The organism is Amphritea balenae, from assembly GCF_003858655.1.
GTDB classification, from domain to species: domain Bacteria; phylum Pseudomonadota; class Gammaproteobacteria; order Pseudomonadales; family Balneatricaceae; genus Amphritea; species Amphritea balenae.
Genome location: NZ_RQXV01000011.1, coordinates 52901 through 70679, shown reverse-complemented (window position 1 = coordinate 70679; position 17779 = coordinate 52901). Strand labels below are relative to the sequence as shown.

At 47.5% G+C, this 17779-nt stretch carries 16 protein-coding genes; 7 read left to right on the top strand and 9 right to left on the bottom strand.

All coding sequences use genetic code 11. From position 1 onward, the window contains the following. Nucleotides 1-63: 63 nt before the first annotated feature. Complete coding sequence (gene mltF, locus EHS89_RS17155; protein WP_124927401.1) at nucleotides 64-1575, bottom strand: membrane-bound lytic murein transglycosylase MltF; 1512 nt, start codon at nucleotides 1573-1575, stop codon at nucleotides 64-66. 113 nt (nucleotides 1576-1688) lie between these two features. Between mltF and purL the strand changes: the two genes are divergently transcribed. Continuing rightward, entirely contained in the window at nucleotides 1689-5591 is a 3903-nt protein-coding gene (gene purL, locus EHS89_RS17150; protein ID WP_124927400.1) for a phosphoribosylformylglycinamidine synthase, read from the top strand. A gap of 195 nt (nucleotides 5592-5786) precedes the next feature. On the opposite strand, the gene EHS89_RS17145 is transcribed toward purL, so the two are convergent. The 5 genes from EHS89_RS17145 to EHS89_RS17125 all read right to left on the bottom strand — a co-directional run bounded on the left by EHS89_RS17145 (nucleotide 5787) and on the right by EHS89_RS17125 (nucleotide 8399). Then, nucleotides 5787-6143 carry a rhodanese-like domain-containing protein gene (locus EHS89_RS17145; RefSeq protein ID WP_124927399.1) on the bottom strand — a complete coding sequence of 119 codons (357 nt, stop codon included), beginning with the start codon at nucleotides 6141-6143 and terminating at the stop codon, nucleotides 5787-5789. Beyond that, complete coding sequence (locus tag EHS89_RS17140) at nucleotides 6140-6556, bottom strand: DsrE family protein (protein WP_229753685.1); 417 nt, start codon at nucleotides 6554-6556, stop codon at nucleotides 6140-6142. Before EHS89_RS17140 ends, EHS89_RS17145 begins: the two co-directional genes overlap by 4 nt. Before the next feature lie 208 nt (nucleotides 6557-6764). After that, nucleotides 6765-7373, bottom strand: coding sequence for an OmpA family protein (locus EHS89_RS17135; RefSeq protein ID WP_229753687.1), 609 nt, complete (start codon nucleotides 7371-7373; stop codon nucleotides 6765-6767). Nucleotides 7374-7497: 124 nt separating this feature from the next. After that, entirely contained in the window at nucleotides 7498-7797 is a 300-nt protein-coding gene (locus tag EHS89_RS17130) for a YciI family protein (RefSeq protein ID WP_124927396.1), read from the bottom strand. 17 nt (nucleotides 7798-7814) lie between these two features. Continuing rightward, nucleotides 7815-8399, bottom strand: a complete 585-nt coding sequence (locus EHS89_RS17125) for a septation protein A (RefSeq protein ID WP_124927395.1) — start codon at nucleotides 8397-8399, stop codon at nucleotides 7815-7817. Between the two features lie 38 nt (nucleotides 8400-8437). Between EHS89_RS17125 and EHS89_RS17120 the strand changes: the two genes are divergently transcribed. The 4 genes from EHS89_RS17120 (at nucleotide 8438) to rluB (ending at nucleotide 11406) form a co-directional block, all read left to right on the top strand. After that, nucleotides 8438-9313, top strand: a complete 876-nt coding sequence (locus EHS89_RS17120; RefSeq protein ID WP_124927394.1) for a PHP domain-containing protein — start codon at nucleotides 8438-8440, stop codon at nucleotides 9311-9313. A 52-nt stretch (nucleotides 9314-9365) separates the two neighbouring features. Continuing rightward, the gene (locus EHS89_RS17115; protein WP_124927393.1) at nucleotides 9366-9986 is read left to right on the top strand and encodes an L-threonylcarbamoyladenylate synthase; all 621 of its coding nucleotides are present in this window, start codon (nucleotides 9366-9368) and stop codon (nucleotides 9984-9986) included. 87 nt (nucleotides 9987-10073) lie between these two features. Further along, a complete protein-coding gene (locus tag EHS89_RS17110; RefSeq protein WP_124927392.1) occupies nucleotides 10074-10463 on the top strand; it encodes an H-NS histone family protein in 390 nt (129 codons plus the stop codon). Between the two features lie 100 nt (nucleotides 10464-10563). Then, nucleotides 10564-11406, top strand: a complete 843-nt coding sequence (rluB, locus tag EHS89_RS17105; RefSeq protein WP_124927391.1) for a 23S rRNA pseudouridine(2605) synthase RluB — start codon at nucleotides 10564-10566, stop codon at nucleotides 11404-11406. An 81-nt stretch (nucleotides 11407-11487) separates the two neighbouring features. Here the strand turns inward: rluB and EHS89_RS17100 are convergent, their stop codons facing one another. The 3 genes from EHS89_RS17100 to ubiG form a co-directional block, all read right to left on the bottom strand. Next, entirely contained in the window at nucleotides 11488-12228 is a 741-nt protein-coding gene (locus EHS89_RS17100; protein ID WP_124927390.1) for a YciK family oxidoreductase, read from the bottom strand. A 70-nt stretch (nucleotides 12229-12298) separates the two neighbouring features. Then, nucleotides 12299-13003 carry an HAD family hydrolase gene (locus EHS89_RS17095; protein WP_124927389.1) on the bottom strand — a complete coding sequence of 235 codons (705 nt, stop codon included), beginning with the start codon at nucleotides 13001-13003 and terminating at the stop codon, nucleotides 12299-12301. After that, a complete protein-coding gene (gene ubiG / locus EHS89_RS17090; RefSeq protein WP_124927388.1) occupies nucleotides 13000-13725 on the bottom strand; it encodes a bifunctional 2-polyprenyl-6-hydroxyphenol methylase/3-demethylubiquinol 3-O-methyltransferase UbiG in 726 nt (241 codons plus the stop codon). Before ubiG ends, EHS89_RS17095 begins: the two co-directional genes overlap by 4 nt. A 243-nt stretch (nucleotides 13726-13968) precedes the next feature. On the opposite strand from ubiG, the gene gyrA reads away from it, so the two are divergent. Together gyrA and serC are read left to right on the top strand one after the other, a co-directional pair. After that, on the top strand, nucleotides 13969-16617 hold the full coding sequence (gyrA, locus tag EHS89_RS17085; protein ID WP_124927387.1) for a DNA gyrase subunit A: 2649 nt from the start codon (nucleotides 13969-13971) through the stop codon (nucleotides 16615-16617). Between the two features lie 72 nt (nucleotides 16618-16689). After that, nucleotides 16690-17772, top strand: coding sequence for a 3-phosphoserine/phosphohydroxythreonine transaminase (gene serC / locus EHS89_RS17080; RefSeq protein WP_124927386.1), 1083 nt, complete (start codon nucleotides 16690-16692; stop codon nucleotides 17770-17772). The last annotated feature ends 7 nt before the right edge of the window (nucleotides 17773-17779 follow it).

Genomic DNA, 17779 nt, shown 5'->3' with positions numbered 1-17779 from the left:
TGCTTTACTGAAGAAGTGGAGCGCTGCCACATGAAAGCTATTAAAGCCTGAGGAAGACTGCTATTAGAGGGTGGAAGGAACCGATTCAATCATAGTTTTTACCGCTTCGCCCGATTCATCGCTATTACCCGGCATCAGAATTTCACCTTCATTTTCAGCCGGCGTAATTGCAGCTTTGCTGGCTTCAATCTGGGCTTGTTGTAGCTCCCAGTCGAGCAGGTCAAAATAGTTGCGAATATTTTTTACGTAAAGGACGGGCTCGTATCCCCGGGCATAACCGCGCTTGACGGTTGTGTAGTACTTGCGTTGAGTCAGTAGCGGTAAGAACTCTTTAACATCTTCCCAGAGGTCTGGGTTCTTTCCTGCTCTGCTGGTCAGGATGCGTGCGTCTTCAAGATGACCATAACCAACATTATAGGAGGCGAGGGCAAACCAGAGGCGGTCATCTCCGGTAATACGCTCAGGGATTTTGCCCATTACTTTCTTTAGATAGTGGGCACCACCCATGACGCTCTGCACTGGATCTGTACGGTCAGCAACGTTCATCTCTTTAGCTGTTGCCTGGGTTAACATCATGATCCCTCTAACCCCTGTTGGGGAAACAGCTTTGGGATTCCAGTGGGATTCCTGATAAGCGATAGAGGCTAGTAGGCGCCAGTCTATATCGGTTTCCTGTTCTGCCATCATGAAGTACTGTTCTAGCTTGCAGAACCGGTTTTCCATATCTCTGCGGAAGGTTTCGATATCAACAAAGCCTAGTTGGTTTTGTCGGGTCAGATATTTCTTTTTCAATTTGACCAGTAGTTCCTGAGTCTCAGGGCGTTCAAAAAAGCGTCGTAGTGCTCGTTGCAGGCTCTGATCATTCTGTTTTATGAGCAACCAGGCAACAGGTTCGGGCTTACTGAGTACCAGGGATTTCTTTAAACCGGGAAAGTAGGATTTTTGTGCATCAAACACCAGATCATCACTGACGGTGTAATCCAGCTCTTTGTTGTAAACATCTTCGAGCAGTTCGGTAACGCTGTTGGTGGGGCTTTCCTGCCATTTAAGGAACGGATGAGTCTGTTTGAGGGTGCGCATTAATTCTGCATGGCTACTATTAGCAATGACATGAATTTTCTTATCTTCCAGGTCTGCGATGGTTTTTGGCGCAGGCTTGCCGCGGGTTACACGGTAGATCAGTGTCGGAGTAGAGTAGGCGTATGCAGGAGAGAAGCGAAAGTCCTGTTTGCGCTCTTCGGTAATACTGAGTCCGGCTGCGGCAATGTGTGCGCTGCGATCTTTTACGCGATCAAAAATCTCACCAAAGGTATCCGGTATTAAAATCTCCAGTTCAACACCTAAATAATCAGAAAAGGCTTTTGCCAGCTCATATTCGAAACCTGTTGGCCGGCCATTATTATCAAGATAGTAAGTTGTAGGGGTGTTTCGGGTAACGACACGCAGGACGCCGGTTTTCTGAATAGCGTCCAGCTGAGTGCGACTACTCTCACTTAAAAAGAACAGTGCGGCGAAGAGTGAGACTGAAATTAGCAGGAATAACAGCTCTTTAGCATGAAATATATTAATTCGCATAAGAATATTGGGCTTTTTCTGGTAACTAAACCTCGATTTAAGTAAAATTCGCCCTTAATTTTCTCCTACATCCAACCTATCTGTTAGGCGTACTCAAGAGGCTTGATACTAACATGCTGGTACTGCGTGGAGCTCCCGCTCTTTCTGCTTTTCGTCACGATAAGCTGCTGTTTGCCCTGAAATCCAGAGTTTCTCAGATCTCCGGGATCTACGGTGAGTTTATGCATTTTGCTGATCTGGAAAAAGATCTTTCCGATCAGGAGCATAGCACCCTGGAACGTATACTACGTTACGGACCTAAAGCTAAAGTGGAAGAGCCTTCAGGTCAATTAGTTTTAGTGGTTCCTCGTCCGGGAACTATCTCACCCTGGTCATCTAAGGCCACTGATATCGCCAGAAACTGTGGCTTACAGAGCGTTAAGCGTCTGGAGCGTGGTACTGCCTATTATGTGCAATCTGAGCAACCGTTGTCTGAATCTGAGCTGTCTGAAGTGGTAGCTGAGCTACATGACCGTATGGTTGAAGCGACTCTGAGTGGCGTTGAAGAAGCGGCTGAACTGTTCCGTCAGGATGAGCCAGCACCTTTAACTGCGGTTGATGTGTTGGCGGGTGGTCGTGAGGCTCTGGCGCTGGCGAACACTGAACTCGGTCTGGCGCTAGCCGATGATGAGATCGATTATCTTGTCGATAGCTTTGTTGAGCTGGGCCGTAATCCAAACGATATCGAATTGATGATGTTTGCTCAGGCAAACTCTGAACATTGTCGCCACAAGATCTTCAATGCTTCATGGGATATCGATGGTGAAGCTCAGGATAAGTCACTGTTTGCGATGATTCGTAATACCAATGAGTTGGGCGGTGAGAATATCCTGTCTGCTTACTCTGATAACGCAGCGGTGTTGGTGGGTAGTGAGGCGGGTCGTTTCTTCCCTAACCCTGAAACTAAAGAGTATGAGTACAATCAGGAAAGTATTGAGATCCTGATCAAGGTAGAAACCCACAACCATCCTACTGCGATAGCGCCACACTCTGGTGCTGCAACAGGATCTGGTGGCGAGATTCGTGATGAAGGCGCAACCGGTAAGGGTTCAAAGCCGAAGGCGGGTCTGACGGGTTTCACTGTATCTGATCTGAATATTCCGGGCTTTGAACAGCCTTGGGAGTCTAAGTATGGTAAACCGGAGCGTATCGTAAGTGCACTGGATATTATGCTGGAAGGTCCTATCGGTGGTGCGGCTTTTAACAATGAATTTGGCCGTCCTGCGCTGAACGGTTATTTCCGTACCTTTGAACAGAAGGTTAATGGTGCTGCTGGCGAAGAGATGCGTGGTTACCATAAGCCGATTATGATTGCTGGTGGTTACGGTAACATCCGTAATGAGCATGTTGATAAAGGAGAGATTCCGGTTGGGGCTAAACTGATCTGTCTGGGTGGACCTGCAATGCAGATCGGCTTAGGTGGTGGCGCTGCTTCTTCTATGTCTTCCGGTACTTCTTCTGCTGATCTGGACTTTGCATCTGTACAGCGTGATAACCCTGAGCTGGAACGTCGTTGTCAGGAAGTGATCGATCAGTGCTGGCAGCAGGGTGATGCGAACCCTATCGCATTTATCCACGATGTGGGTGCTGGTGGTCTTTCTAACGCATTCCCTGAGCTGGTAAAAGACGGTGGTCGGGGTGGCGATTTTGAGCTGCGTAATGTTAATAATGATGAGCCAGGTATGTCTCCTCTGGCGATCTGGTGTAACGAAGCTCAGGAACGCTATGTTATGGCGGTTGAGCCAAAGGACATGGCGCGTTTTGAAGCGATCTGTGCCCGTGAGCGTTGCCCGTATGCTGTCGTAGGTACTGCAACGGAAGAGCATCATCTTACGCTGGGGGATACTCACTTCCAGAATAAGCCAGTTGATCTGCCGATGAGTGTGCTATTCGGTAAGCCACCAAAAATGCATCGTACCGTTGAGCGCAAATCTTATGAAGTGCCACAGTTCGATGCGACTTCAATTAACCTGAAAGATGCTGCTGAGCGGGTCCTTAAACTGCCTGCGGTTGCTTCTAAGTCATTCCTGATCACTATCGGTGACCGTTCTATTACCGGCCAGGTTGCCCGTGATCAGATGGTTGGTCCATGGCAGGTTCCCGTAGCCAACTGTGCGGTAACGACGGCATCTTTTGATACTAATGCCGGCGAAGCAATGGCGATGGGTGAGCGTACTCCGCTGGCTTTGGTTGACTCTCCAGCGTCTGGTCGTATGGCTGTAGGTGAAACAGTTACAAACCTGGCAAGCGCTCAGATCAACGATATTATTGATATCAAACTGTCCGCTAACTGGATGTGTGCTGCAGGTCATCCGGGTGAAGATGAGAAGCTCTACGATACCGTTAAAGCGGTAGGTATGGAGTTGTGCCCGGAACTGGGTATTACTATTCCGGTAGGTAAGGACTCTATGTCCATGCGTACCGTATGGAATGACGAGGGTGAAGATAAGTCTGTTACAGCACCGACCTCGCTGATTATTACCGGTTTTGCTCCGGTAACTGATGTACGTAAGACGCTGACGCCGCAATTGAAAACGAATAAGGGCGATACTGACCTGATTCTGCTGGACCTGGGTAACGGCAATAACCGTTTGGGTCTGTCTGCGCTGGCGCAGGTTTATAACGAAGTAGGTAGGGATGTACCGGATGTTGACGATGCGGGACAGCTAGTAGCTTTCTTTGGTGCTATTCAGGAACTGAATAAGCAGGGGGTGCTACTGGCATACCATGACCGTGCAGATGGTGGTTTGTTCGCGACAGTTGCCGAGATGGCGTTTGCTGGCCATACCGGTATCGATATCAATCTGGATATGTTGGCTGCAGATAGCTCTGAATTTACTGCCGCACTGTTCTCTGAAGAGCTGGGTGCAGTGATTCAGGTTAAGCGTGATGATCTGCAGACTGTATTGACTGAACTGAACGCAGCGGGCCTGGGCGATATTACCAAGGTGATAGGTTCTCTGAACCCTGATGATGAGCTGCGTTGTCATTTTGATGATGAAGAGATCTACGCAGAGTCCCGTATTCAGCTGCAGCGCTGGTGGGCAGAAACCTCTTATCGCATGCAATCGCTGCGTGATAACTCAGAGTGTGCGCAGCAAGAGTTCGATGTGTTGCTGGATAAAGAAAATCCGGGTCTGAATGTATCCCTGAACTTTGATCAGGATGACAATGTTGCGGCACCATTTATTGCATCAGGTGTACGTCCAGCCGTTGCTATTATTCGTGAGCAGGGTGTTAATGGTCAGATAGAGATGGGTGCGGCTTTTGATCGTGCTGGTTTTGCTGCTGTTGATGTGCATATGAGCGATATTCTGGAAGGCCGGGTTACGCTGGATCGCTTTAAGGGTCTGGTTGCCTGTGGCGGTTTCTCCTATGGTGATGTATTGGGTGCAGGTGAAGGCTGGGCTAAGTCTATTCTGTTTAATGCCCGTGCTCGCGAGCAATTCCAGGCATTCTTTAGCCGTGAAGATACCTTTGCGCTAGGTATCTGTAATGGCTGTCAGATGTTGTCCAATCTGCATGAACTGATTCCGGGGGCTGAACAGTGGCCTCATTTTGTGCGTAACATGTCTGAGCAGTTTGAAGCTCGGGTTGCGATGGTTGAAGTTCAGGAAAGTAACTCAGTATTCCTTCAGGGAATGGCGGGATCTCGTATGCCTATCGCGGTTGCGCATGGTGAGGGTCGTGCTGAGTTTTCTGATCAGGCGCATCTGGATAGCCTGCAGGATTCAGGGACTGTTGCGTTACGCTATGTGGATAACTTCGGTAAAGTAACTGAGACCTATCCGGCGAACCCTAATGGTTCACCAGATGGCATTACTGGTGTGACTTCTGCTGATGGTCGTGTAACCCTGATGATGCCACATCCTGAGCGTGTATTCCGTGCTGCAACAAACAGTTGGGCGCCGGAAGAGTGGAATGAGGATGGTGCCTGGATGCGGATGTTCCGTAATGCCCGGGTTTGGGTTGGTTGAATCAGTCGTTAGTCAAAGCTAAGAAAAACCGCCTTATGGCGGTTTTTTGTTTTAGGTGCTTTCGATATAGAGAAGTGTTTTACAAATTTGGAGAAGAATTAGAAAGAGGTTTTTTCTAGTGGCGAGCAAGCAGCGGAGTGGCCTCTCGCAGCCATATAGCGGTAATCTAACGGCTAAGCGGGTGGCAAAGTATGGCTATTTTTCTATTGGCAGCTTAAGTTTCCACCATGCCAGCATACCGCCCTCTAATTCTTTAGCGTCGAGTCCTGCTTTTAAAAGTTTACGGACGGCTGGTTTGCTGCGATGGGCAGAAAGGCAGATACAGATAAAAGGTTTGTCAGTTGGTAGCTGGTTTATTCTGTTTTTACTTAGCTTGTATAGTGGGATAGAAATTGCCCCGGGTATATGGCTTTTATTAAATTCCGAGAGGCTGCGGACATCGAGTAAAGTGCATTGCTTCAAAAGCATAGCTGCTTTATCTGCAGGAACAGATGGAACCGTGCCTAGAGGGAGCCAGCTAAGCCAGTCTGGTAAGTTTTTGAAAAAAGTCATGGGCGTACGTAGATATAGCCTTTCTGCTGTAGGTCGACAATGGCGGGGAGACCTGCCTGAACCATGTCTTCAGGCTCGACTTCATACAGGTCTTCAAGTGTGATGTTGTAGCCATTCAGGGTGTTGCCGCATACCAGAAATTGCACGCCGTTCATGCGCAGGCTGTCCAGTTGCATCTGCTTGCCTTCATCGTCGTTAGCAGCAATCAGGTATTCAATCGCTTTGCCATGAATCATCACTTTAATGTCTACCCGATCTTCACCTAAAGCTTCAAGGTGGTTGGCGACGTTAACCAGTGTCTCATTGATACGAGACTGCTCATGGTAGTTAACGTGGTAGAGTACTTTTTGCTCGTCATATTGATTAGCGGCCAAAACGGTGTTGGCGAGTAATATGGCGAACAGAGTGGTCATTAAAGTCTTCATAATGTCAGGGCTTTTTAGTCGGGCATTTATTTGAGCTTATTTAATAGCACTTACTGTAGCAGGGCTTATTCATTAGCTCTTAGTTTGTTTTTGTCTGTGGACTGATGTTTGTCTTTTTTCAGGTATAAAAAAACCGATTACCCAAGTATAGAATACCCGGGTAATCGGTTTATATTAGACTTTACTGTTGTATAGCTTAGTGCTTCATCTGCTTCTGACCATTGATGGTCACTTCTACACGACGGTTTTCAGCCAGACAGCTCTTCAGTGATGCGCCAGCATTAGTACATTCTTTAACTGGGTTAGTTTCACCGAAAGAGTGGGTAGCGATCTTATTAGTATCGATACCGGCATTAGCCAGAGCTGCGTCAACTGCTTCTACACGGCGCTGAGACAGTGCATCGTTATATGCATTGCTACCGATGCGGTCAGTGTAGCCTTTAAGATCGATTGAAGTCAGTTTAGACAGAGAGCCAACGTAGTTCACGATAGCGCTAACGTCAGTTACTGCGCTGCTATCGAAATCAAAGTAAACGATATGCTTTTCTTCAGCATCCATCATCATCATTTTTGGTGCTGGCGCCGGAGCCGGAGCTGGTGCAGGCGCAGCTGCTTCAGCACCACACTCTACAGTTTTATTATCAGCAGTCCAGAAACCGTGCTGCCAGCAATCGCCGGTACCGGATATCCATACAGTATCTGCTTTTGTGGTTGCATAACCAGCATGGTTTGGGTGTGCCTGAGCGGTAGCAGAAATTCCCAGTGTCAGTGCCAGAGCCGTTGTAAGAGCAAGCTTCTTCATCATGTACATCCTTTTTTATGTAAGAGTGATCTGTTTGTGGCTATTTATACCAGCTTAACCTGAACCTAGTATAAACGAGGCAGGCGCCAGCATCCCCCCCATGGGAATTAAAGCCTATAAATCGCTGTTATGGTAAAACTTTTTTATAAGGTTTGACTACCACGCGTTGATAAACACCGGCAGAAATATACGGATCTTCATCGGCCCAGGCCTGTGCCAGCTCTAGTGAATCAAACTCGGCAACCACTAAACTGCCGGTAAATCCAGCGGGACCGGGATCTTCGCTATCGATGGCCGGGTGTGGGCCAGCGATGAGTAATCGTCCCTGATCACGCAATGCTTCCAGGCGAGCCAGGTGGTCGGGGCGAGCAGACATACGCTGCTCTAAGGTACCGGGCTTGTCTTCGCTAATAATTGCATAAAACATAGAGTGATCCTTGTTTATTAATTTTCAGTTTTGTTTTCGTTGCTATTGTTGCTGCCGTTGCTGTCAGCTTCTTCTGGCTCCATATGTTTAGAGATATAAAAGCCCTGTAGCAGAATAAAAATAAGTGTCAGGCCTAACATGCCGAACAGTTTAAAGTTAACCCAGGTTTCTTCGCTCATGGTAAAAGCAACAAACAGGTTAGTGGCACCCAGAATCAGGTAAAAAACTATCCAGGCAATGTTTAGCTGTTTCCAGGCTGGCGCTGGCAATTCGATAGTGCCACCCATGAGGCGCTGAATAATGGTTTTTTGACCAATGAACTGGCTGCCTAAAAATGCAGCTGCGAATAGCCATGTCACTACTGTCGGTTTCCACTGGATAAAGGTCTTATCCTGAAAGATGACGGTGGCGCCGCCTAATAGGACAACCAGTACCAGTGTGACGATCTGGATCATCTCTATTTTGTGGGTTTTGATCCAGGTGTAAAGCATCTGTAGCAGAGTTGCCGGAATCAGAATGGCGGTGGCCAGAATGATATCGTCGGTGCTTTTATAGACAATAAAGAAGATAATGACCGGTAGGAAGTCTAAAAGTAGTTTCATGACAACATATTGTTAGTTAGAAGTGGGTTGATTATAGAGTGAGCCAGATAAGTTATAAACCCGAAAACGGTGATACTTTGCCGATAGCGGATCTACATTTCCATTCAAGCTTCTCTGATGGTGAATCAACGCCTTCTGAACTGGTGGCAATGGCTATTGAAAAACAGATTGCAGTGCTGGCTTTGACGGATCACGATACCGTTGCAGGTTTAGCTGAGATGCGTCTGTCTGCTTCAGGTGCCGGTATTCATATTGTTAGTGGTACCGAGCTGACCTGTTACTGGGGGCGTCGCTCAGTACATGTGGTTGGGCTTGGCTTTGATGATCAGGATCCGGCGCTTGTTCAGTATATGAAACAACTTGATGGATTGCGGTTATATCGGGCCGAGCTGATAGCGCAGAAATTAATAAAGCAGGGGCTGCCCGATCTGCTTGCGCGAGCGCTTGAACTTGCTAATAAAGGGCAGGTGGGTCGGCCGCATTTTGCACAGGCTTTAGTTGAGGCTGGGGTGGTTAATACTGAAGCTCAGGCATTTAATCGTTATTTAGGCTCAGGTAAGGTTGGTGATGTTAAAGTTGACTGGCCTGAATTATCTGAAGCGATAGCGATTATTAAAAATGCAGGTGGAATAACTGTGTTAGCGCATCCGACTAAATATAATCTTACCTTTACAAAAATTCGTCTCTTAGTTGATGCTTTTTTTGAACAGGGAGGTGATGCAATTGAAATAAGCTATCCTGGCATTGAGTCGGGTCATATATTGCAGTTAGATAAGTTGGCGAAGAAACATAATCTGATGGTGTCTGCTGGCAGTGATTTTCATAAAAAACAGTTTCATTGGACTGGTTTAGGAAAGTATCCTGGTTTCAGTACAGATAATGAACATGTTTTAACTCGTTTGCTTCTGTCTTAGTGCTGTTTTCAGTAGAATATCAATATTATTTAAAGAACTTAAAGGTCTTCATGTGAGCCAGTTTTTTCAGATTCATCCGGATAATCCCCAGCAGCGTCTGATTAATCAGGCCGTCGATATTATCAGGAAGGGTGGTGTGGTTGTTTATCCAACCGACTGCGCCTATGCGCTGGGTTGTCATCTTGGTGATAAGAATGCGGTAGAAAAAATTAAACGTATTCGAAAGCTGGATGAAAAACATAACTTTACACTGGTATGTCGGGATCTTTCTGAGATCGGTACTTATGCAAAAGTAAATAACTCAGTCTATCGATTGTTGAAGGCTCATACGCCGGGCGCCTATACCTTTATATTAAATGCGACTACAGAGGTGCCGCGTCGTTTAATGCATCCTAAGCGGCGTACTATTGGCTTGCGTATTCCTGAAAATAATATTGCTCTGCAGTTAATGGAAGCGCTTGGTGAACCTATAATGAGTACCTCGTTAATAATGCCGGGTGATGAGTTGCCGTTAACTGATCCTTATGAAGTGCGGGATCTTCTGCAGCATGAAGTTGATCTTGTTATTGATGGTGGGTATTGCGGTATGGAAGCTACTTCGGTTATTAATCTTGTTGATGATGTACCAGTGGTTGTTCGAAACGGTGCCGGTGATATTTCAGATTTTGAATAGTAAGAAATATAAATAGTTGTAAAAAAGGTTTTAATAAATAATAATTAATTTAGTTCCCCCATATTAATTTATTATTGGTAATTAATAATGACCGATTTCGTAAAGCTGCTTACTCGTAAAAATTCACTTCGTAAACAGTGTCAGGCGCTTTCAAGTGCTGATGTTGAAAAAGCGATTGCTGATCTGACAGAAATACTGGAAGAGAAGCAAGAGCAAGAACAGGCGGCTCAGGCTGTTGAGCAGGAACGTCTGGAAAAGATTGAAGCGATTAAGAAAAGTATGCAGGATGCAGGAATTGATCTGGATGATCTGATGAATCTCGTTGATGCGCCGGTTAAGAAAAAAGTTGAGCCTAAGTATCAGGTAACGGATGAAAATGGTGAGCTGCATCAGTGGTCTGGCCGTGGTCGTACGCCAGCAGTATTTAAAGCTTTCTTTGAAAGTGGTAACACCAAGGAAGATTGCTTAATTAAGTAACGCTTTTCTTGTAGAATAGTTAAAGCTCTTCAGCTTCTGGTTGAAGGGCTTTTTTATTTTCTATAAAGCTTGTTAGTAATATGAATTTGAGGAAGCGTCGATGAATGACGAAAAACTGCAGAAAGTTTTGGCGCGTTCCGGAGTTGGTTCACGTCGTGAGATGGAACGTTGGATTGAAGCTGGCCGTATAAGTGTAAACGGTGAGCTGGCAACGCTCGGCGACAGAATCTCTGTTCGGGATGAAGTTGAGGTTGATGGGGTTGCCCAGAAGATGGTGTTTGACCGTGATAGTGAACGTCGGGTACTTGTCTACAATAAACCCCTGGGTGAAGTGTCAACTCGCCATGATCCTGAAGGTCGTGCAACGGTGTTTGATCATTTGCCGCCATTGAAGCAGGGGCGCTGGATTGCTGTTGGGCGGCTGGATATTAATACCTCTGGTTTGCTGTTGTTCACTACTGATGGCGAGCTGGCAAATAACCTGATGCACCCTTCTGCGAATATCGACCGTGAGTATGCGGTACGAATTCTGGGTGATGTTAATGACGATATGATCGCTCGCCTTAAGAAGGGTGTGTTGCTGGATGACGGCATGGCGCGCTTTAGTGATGTTCAGTACTTCGATGGTGATGGTGCTAACAAGTGGTATCACGTGGTAGTGATGGAGGGGCGTAACCGGGAAGTTCGTCGTCTGTGGGAATCACAGAGTGTTCAGGTTAGTCGTTTGAAGCGGGTTCGTTACGGACCGTTCTTTTTGCCGAGTGAAGTAAAGGCCGGGCACTGGAAAGAGTTGGAGCAGAAAGAGATTAATATGCTCTCCAGTATGATGGGCATGAAGCAGAAGAAGAATAAAGCGTTGACGGTTAAAGAGAAAGAGCAGGCCAATCGTCGGGTTAAACGACAGAAAACACGTCGCGAAGTTGGGCCAAAGCGTTCGGACTAAGTAGTCTCGGATATGAAATAATAAAAACGCAGCTTACTCAGGGTGATGATGGCTGCGTTTTTTTTTGTTCGTAAATTAGGTTTATTGAGCGTTCAGAGATTGTCCGTTGATCTCTTTACTGTCTTTGCCCATCAGGTATAGATATAGCGGCATGATCTCTTCTGCTGCTGGATTGGCAGAAGGGTTTTCACCTGGATAGGCGGCGGCACGCATATTGGTGCGGGTAGCGCCTGGATTGATGCAATTGACCCGAATGTTTTTGTTGTGATCCAGCTCGTCTGCCAGTACTTGCATTAAGCCTTCGGTGGCAAATTTTGATACGGCATATGCGCCCCAGTATGCGCGTCCTGTTCGACCAACGCTGGAGGTTGTGAAGATGATTGAGGCGTCGTCCGAATTTTCGGTTAGCGGTAGTAGTGCCTGAGTCAGCATGAACGTGCTGTTCACATTGATCTGCATAACTTGTTGCCAGATAGTAGGATCATAGCTTTCTAGCGGTGTGCGCAGGCCGAGTATGCTGGCGTTATGAAGGATGCCATCGAGTCGGCCAAATTCTTGCTGGAGGCTGGTGGCAAGGTTGCAATAGTCTGTTTCACCTGCGGTTTGTAGGTTTAGCGTAATGATTGCAGCCTGTGGATAACCGGCAGCTTCAATTTCATCGTATACCGTATCCAGCTTTTCTTCTGTGCGGCCTAATAAGATAACGGTAGCGCCTTTGGATGCGTAGCTAAGTGCTGCTGCCCGGCCTATGCCTGCGCCGGCACCGGTTACCAGAATGACTTTATTTTGTAGCAGGTTTTCTGGTGCCTGGTAATCAAACATGGCAATTCCTTCAATATAGGGTCAGGTTGTATGGCCTGAATATAGGCTTCAGGCTGAGGATGTAAGGTTATTAATTAGAAACACTATTGTCGAATGCGGGTTTAAAAATATTTTCGAGAATAGGCTGGATATCACGGGCATGATCGACAAGATAATCGCTGTTCCAGGCCTCAATATCTTCGTCTTCATCGATGTAGCCATAGCTTACGGCGATGGTTTTCATGCCTGCTCTGTATCCCGCTTCAATATCGCGCTGATGGTCACCAACATAAACACAGTGTGCCGGTGTAACGAAGATCTCCTGGCAGGCTAATAGCAGGGCTTCAGGATGAGGTTTCTTCTCGGTAACATGATCCGGGCAAATAACTGTGCTGGCGGAGGGTTGCAAGTTAAGACCCTGCATTACCGGGGTGGTATAAAGCTCAGGCTTATTAGTTACTATACCCCAGGGAATGTTTTTACTACCCAGCCATCTTAACAGGTCGGTGATGCCGGGGAAGGGCTTGCTATCTACACTCAGGTGCTCAAGATAGAGTTCGAGCATTCTTTTGTGCAGGTTGTTAAAGCCGGGTTCGTTTTCATCCAATTGAAACGCGGCGCTAATCATGGCGCGGGCGCCATTGGATACATAGCCGCGCAGGTAGTCATAGCTGATGGCGGATCGCTGGTGTTCTGCCAGTAGCTGATTTATAACGAAGTGAAAATCAGGTGCGGTGTCTATTAAGGTGCCGTCCAGGTCAAACAGGACTGCTGCAGGTAGCTGATTATGCATCATTCTGCTTTCTGAGTTGCGATCATGTAGTTTACATCAACGTCTTTAGGGTTGAGCTTGTAGACTTTTGTTAGCGGATTATAAGTCAGGCCTGTTATTTCAAGGCTCTGGAGTCCGCTCAGGCGAATCCAGTTTGCCAGCTCAGATGGGCGAATAAATTTCTTAAAATCGTGGGTGCCTTTGGGTACCAGATTCAGAACCTGTTCAGCCCCGACGATAGCCATCAGGTAGCTTTTCGGATTACGGTTCAGGGTGGAGAAGAATACCTTGCCACCAGGTTTTACCAGTCGGCTGCAGGCGTCTACGATCGATGAAGGGTCTGGTACGTGTTCCATCATCTCCATACAGGTCACTATGTCATAACTGCCAGGTTGTTCTGTCGCAAGCTCTTCGACAGTGATCTGTCGATAAGAGATGGAAACACCGGTTTCAAGACCGTGTAGCTTGGCCACTTTGAGAGGAGCTTCGCCCATGTCGATGCCGGTAACTTCGGCGCCGCGATGAGCCATTGCTTCGGACAGTATGCCGCCGCCGCAGCCAACATCTAGTACTTTTTTGCCATTCAGGGAGCCGATGCGATCGATGAAATCGACCCGCAGAGGATTGATGTCATGCAGTGGCTTGAATTCGCTTTCGCGGTCCCACCAACGGCTGGCAAGCTCTTCAAACTTGGCAATTTCCTGAGGATCAATATTGGCACTGTTTTGATTTTGCTGGTCGGTCATAATTTACTGCCGCTGGCTCGTTGATAGTCAAAATTGGCGACATTCTAGCACTGCAGCCGGGCTGAATACAGGGCGTGGGTCATGGTTGCTTTCCAGACTCGCAGAATGCTGTCCAAGGTCTTAATTTTACGGGAATGTTCTGATTTGTTTATGGTATACTCGGGCGCTTAAGGTGAGCTGTATCCGTTGTCAGCAAAGCCAGTCAATTCTCAGCAATCAGATTCAAGGATAGCCAAAGCTATTATGGGTGATTTAGCCAGAGAGATTCTGCCAGTAAACATCGAAGATGAGCTGAAGCAGTCATATCTGGATTACGCAATGAGCGTAATCGTGGGTCGTGCGTTACCAGACGTGCGGGATGGTCTTAAACCGGTACATCGTCGTGTTCTTTTCGCTATGAGCGAGTTGGGTAACGACTGGAATAAAGCGTACAAGAAATCTGCCCGTGTGGTTGGTGACGTAATCGGTAAATATCACCCACATGGTGATAGCGCTGTTTATGACACTATCGTACGTATGGCGCAGCCATTCTCTATGCGTTATATGTTGGTGGATGGTCAGGGTAATTTCGGTTCAGTTGATGGCGATTCTGCTGCTGCGATGCGATATACCGAGATCCGGATGGCCAAGATATCTCATGAGATTCTGGCTGATCTGGATAAAGAGACTGTGGATTTTGTGCCGAACTATGATGGCACAGAGCATATTCCTGAAGTAATGCCGACCCGGATACCAGCGTTGCTGGTTAATGGTTCAGCGGGTATTGCTGTAGGTATGGCAACCAATATTCCGCCACACAGTCTGAGCGAAATTGTTCGGGGTTGTATTGCGCTGATTGATAATCCTGAGCTGAGTATCGATGAGTTAATGCATTACATCCCGGGTCCGGACTTTCCGACCGGAGCCATTATTAATGGTCGCGCAGGTATCCTGCAAGCCTACCAGACCGGCCGTGGCCGGATCTATATCCGGGCAAAACACCACATTGAAACCAACGATAAGAACGGTAAAGAATCGATAGTCTTTACTGAGATTCCTTATCAGGTTAACAAGGCGCGGCTGATTGAAAAAATTGCCGAGCTGGTTAAAGAGAAAAAACTCGAAGGCATTACTGAGCTGCGTGATGAATCCGATAAGGATGGCATGCGGATCGTGATCGAACTGCGTCGTGGCGAAGTATCTGAAGTTATCGTCAATAATCTGTTTATTCAGACTCAGCTGCAAAACGTGTTTGGTATTAACATGGTTGCGCTGGTTGATGGTCAGCCGCGGACTCTGGATCTTAAATCGATTCTGGAATGCTTTGTTCGTCACCGTCGTGAAGTGGTTACCCGTCGTACGGTATATCTGCTGCGCAAAGCACGTGAGCGGGGCCATATTCTTGAAGGCTTGGCGATTGCCCTGGCGAATATTGATCCTGTTATTGAAATGATCAAGAGTTCGCCGACGCCTGCTGAAGCGAAAGAGCGTTTGATCGCTACACCTTGGCAGCCGGGTGATGTAACTGAGATGCTGTCCCGCGCAGGTGAAAATGCTTGCCGTCCGGAAGATCTTGAAGCGCAGTACGGAATGCATGAAGGTGTTTATCACCTTTCTCCTGTTCAGGCTCAGGCAATTCTTGAGTTGCGTCTGCATCGATTGACCGGTCTGGAGCACGATAAGCTAATCGCGGAATACCGCGAACTACTGGAACGTATAGCTGAGCTGCTAGAAATTCTGAACAGTGCTGAGCGTCTGATGGAAGTCATCCGTGAAGAGCTGGAAGCTATTGTTGAAGAGTACGGTGATGAGCGTCGTACTGATATTATCGCATCCCAGCAGGACTTTACTGTTGCCGACCTGATCGCTGAAGAAGATATGGTAGTAACCATCTCTCACGGTGGTTATGCCAAGACTCAGCCGCTGACGATGTATCAGGCACAACGCCGGGGTGGTAAGGGTAAATCTGCTACCGCAGTAAAAGATGAAGACTTCATCGAGAAACTGCTGATTGCCAGCACCCACGATACTATTTTGTGCTTTACCAACTTTGGTAAAGTGTACTGGCTGAAAGTGTATGAAATTCCGCAGGCCAGTCGTGCTGCCCGTGGTCGTCCTATCGTTAATATCCTGCCGCTGCAGGAAGGCGAGCGGATCACGACTATTCTGCCGGTTAACGAATATGCCGAAGAGCATTATGTGTTTATGGCGACGTCTGCCGGTACAGTTAAGAAAACACCATTGCCTAACTTCTCACGTCCGCGATCAACTGGTTTGATCGCACTGGCGCTTGATGAAGGCGATACGCTGATCGGTGCTGCGATTACTGATGGTACTGCAGAAGTAATGCTGGTCTCTAATCAGGGTAAATCGATTCGCTTCCCAGAAGATGATGTTCGTCCTATGGGCCGTACAGCACGTGGTGTTCGGGGTATTAAACTGCAGAATGAAGCCCATGTTATCTCGCTGATTATTCCGCAGGAGCAGGGCCGTATTCTTACCACCAGTATTAACGGTTATGGTAAGCAGACTGCGGTTGATGACTTCCCGACCTATGGTCGTGGTGGACAAGGCGTTATCGCTATGCAGTGTACCGATCGTAATGGTGAGCTGATCGGCGCTGTGCAGATGTTCGAAGGCGACGATGTGATGCTGATCAGTGATCAGGGCACGTTGGTACGTACCCGCAGTGAAGAGATCTCTGTGCTGGGTCGAAATACTCAGGGGGTTCGGGTTATTCGGGTTGCTGAAGATGAAAATCTTGTGGGTGTGGCGCGAATAGAAGAGCCGGAAGAGTCCGAGGATGATCTGGATGCCGAGGTGCTTGACGCTGAAACAGACTCTGACACAGAGGCTGTTGATAATGCTGATGCCACCGAGCCGGATCTGCCTGCCGGTGACGGCGACGAGTAACTCTTAGTACTAACAAAAATGTGCGGCTTCGGCCGCATATTTTGTCTCAGACTGAATAGAAAGATTATTGATATGACACGTAATTATAATTTCAGCGCCGGTCCTTCTGCATTACCAGAAGCGGTGTTACAGCAAGCTCAGCAGGAACTACTGGATTGGCATGGCAATGGCTTGTCGATTATGGAGATGAGTCACCGTAGCAAAGAGTTTGTAGGGGTAGCTGAGCAGGCCGAGCAGGACCTGCGCGAACTGATGCAGATTCCTGATAATTATAAGGTCCTGTTTATGCAGGGTGGTGCGACTAGTCAGTTCACCATGATTCCGATGAACCTGTTAGGTGATAAGACCAGCGCTGACTATATCAATACCGGTGACTGGTCGAAAAAAGCGATCAAGGAAGCGTCGCGCTACTGTGATGTGAATGTGATTGCCAGTAGTGAGGCAAATAACTTCACCAGTGCGCCGTCACAAAGCGAGTTGAAGCTGAATCCGGATGCTGCTTATGTGCATTACACGCCGAATGAGACGATTCGCGGTGTAGAGTTTGATTATATTCCTGACACTGGTGATGTGCCGCTGGTTGCAGATATGTCATCAAATATACTGTCGCGTCAGATCGATGTGAGTCGCTTCGCCATGATTTATGCCGGTGCTCAGAAGAATATTGGACCGGCAGGCCTGACGGTAGTGATCATCCGTGAAGACCTGTTGGGTAAGGCGCTACCACAAACGCCTGCATTGTATGACTATAAAGTCACTGCTGATGCGGGGTCTATGCATAACACCCCGCCAACTTTTGGCTGGTATCTCGCCGGGTTGGTGTTCCAATGGTTAAAAGCCCAGGGTGGTGTTGCTGCGATAGAAGAGATTAACCGTCGTAAGGCTGAAAAACTGTATTCGGCGATTGATAACAGTCCTTTTTATTCTAATCCGGTGGCTTTGAATAATCGCTCATGGATGAATGTACCTTTCATACTGGCTAACGCTGAGCTGGATAAGCAGTTTCTTGCTGAGGCGGATGACAAAGGCCTGCTAAACCTTCCGGGTCATCGCTCTGTCGGTGGAATGCGAGCGAGTATCTACAACGCAGTGCCTGAAGCCGGTGTGGATACATTGATTGCCTTCATGCATGATTTCGAGCAGCGCCACGCCTGAGCCAGAA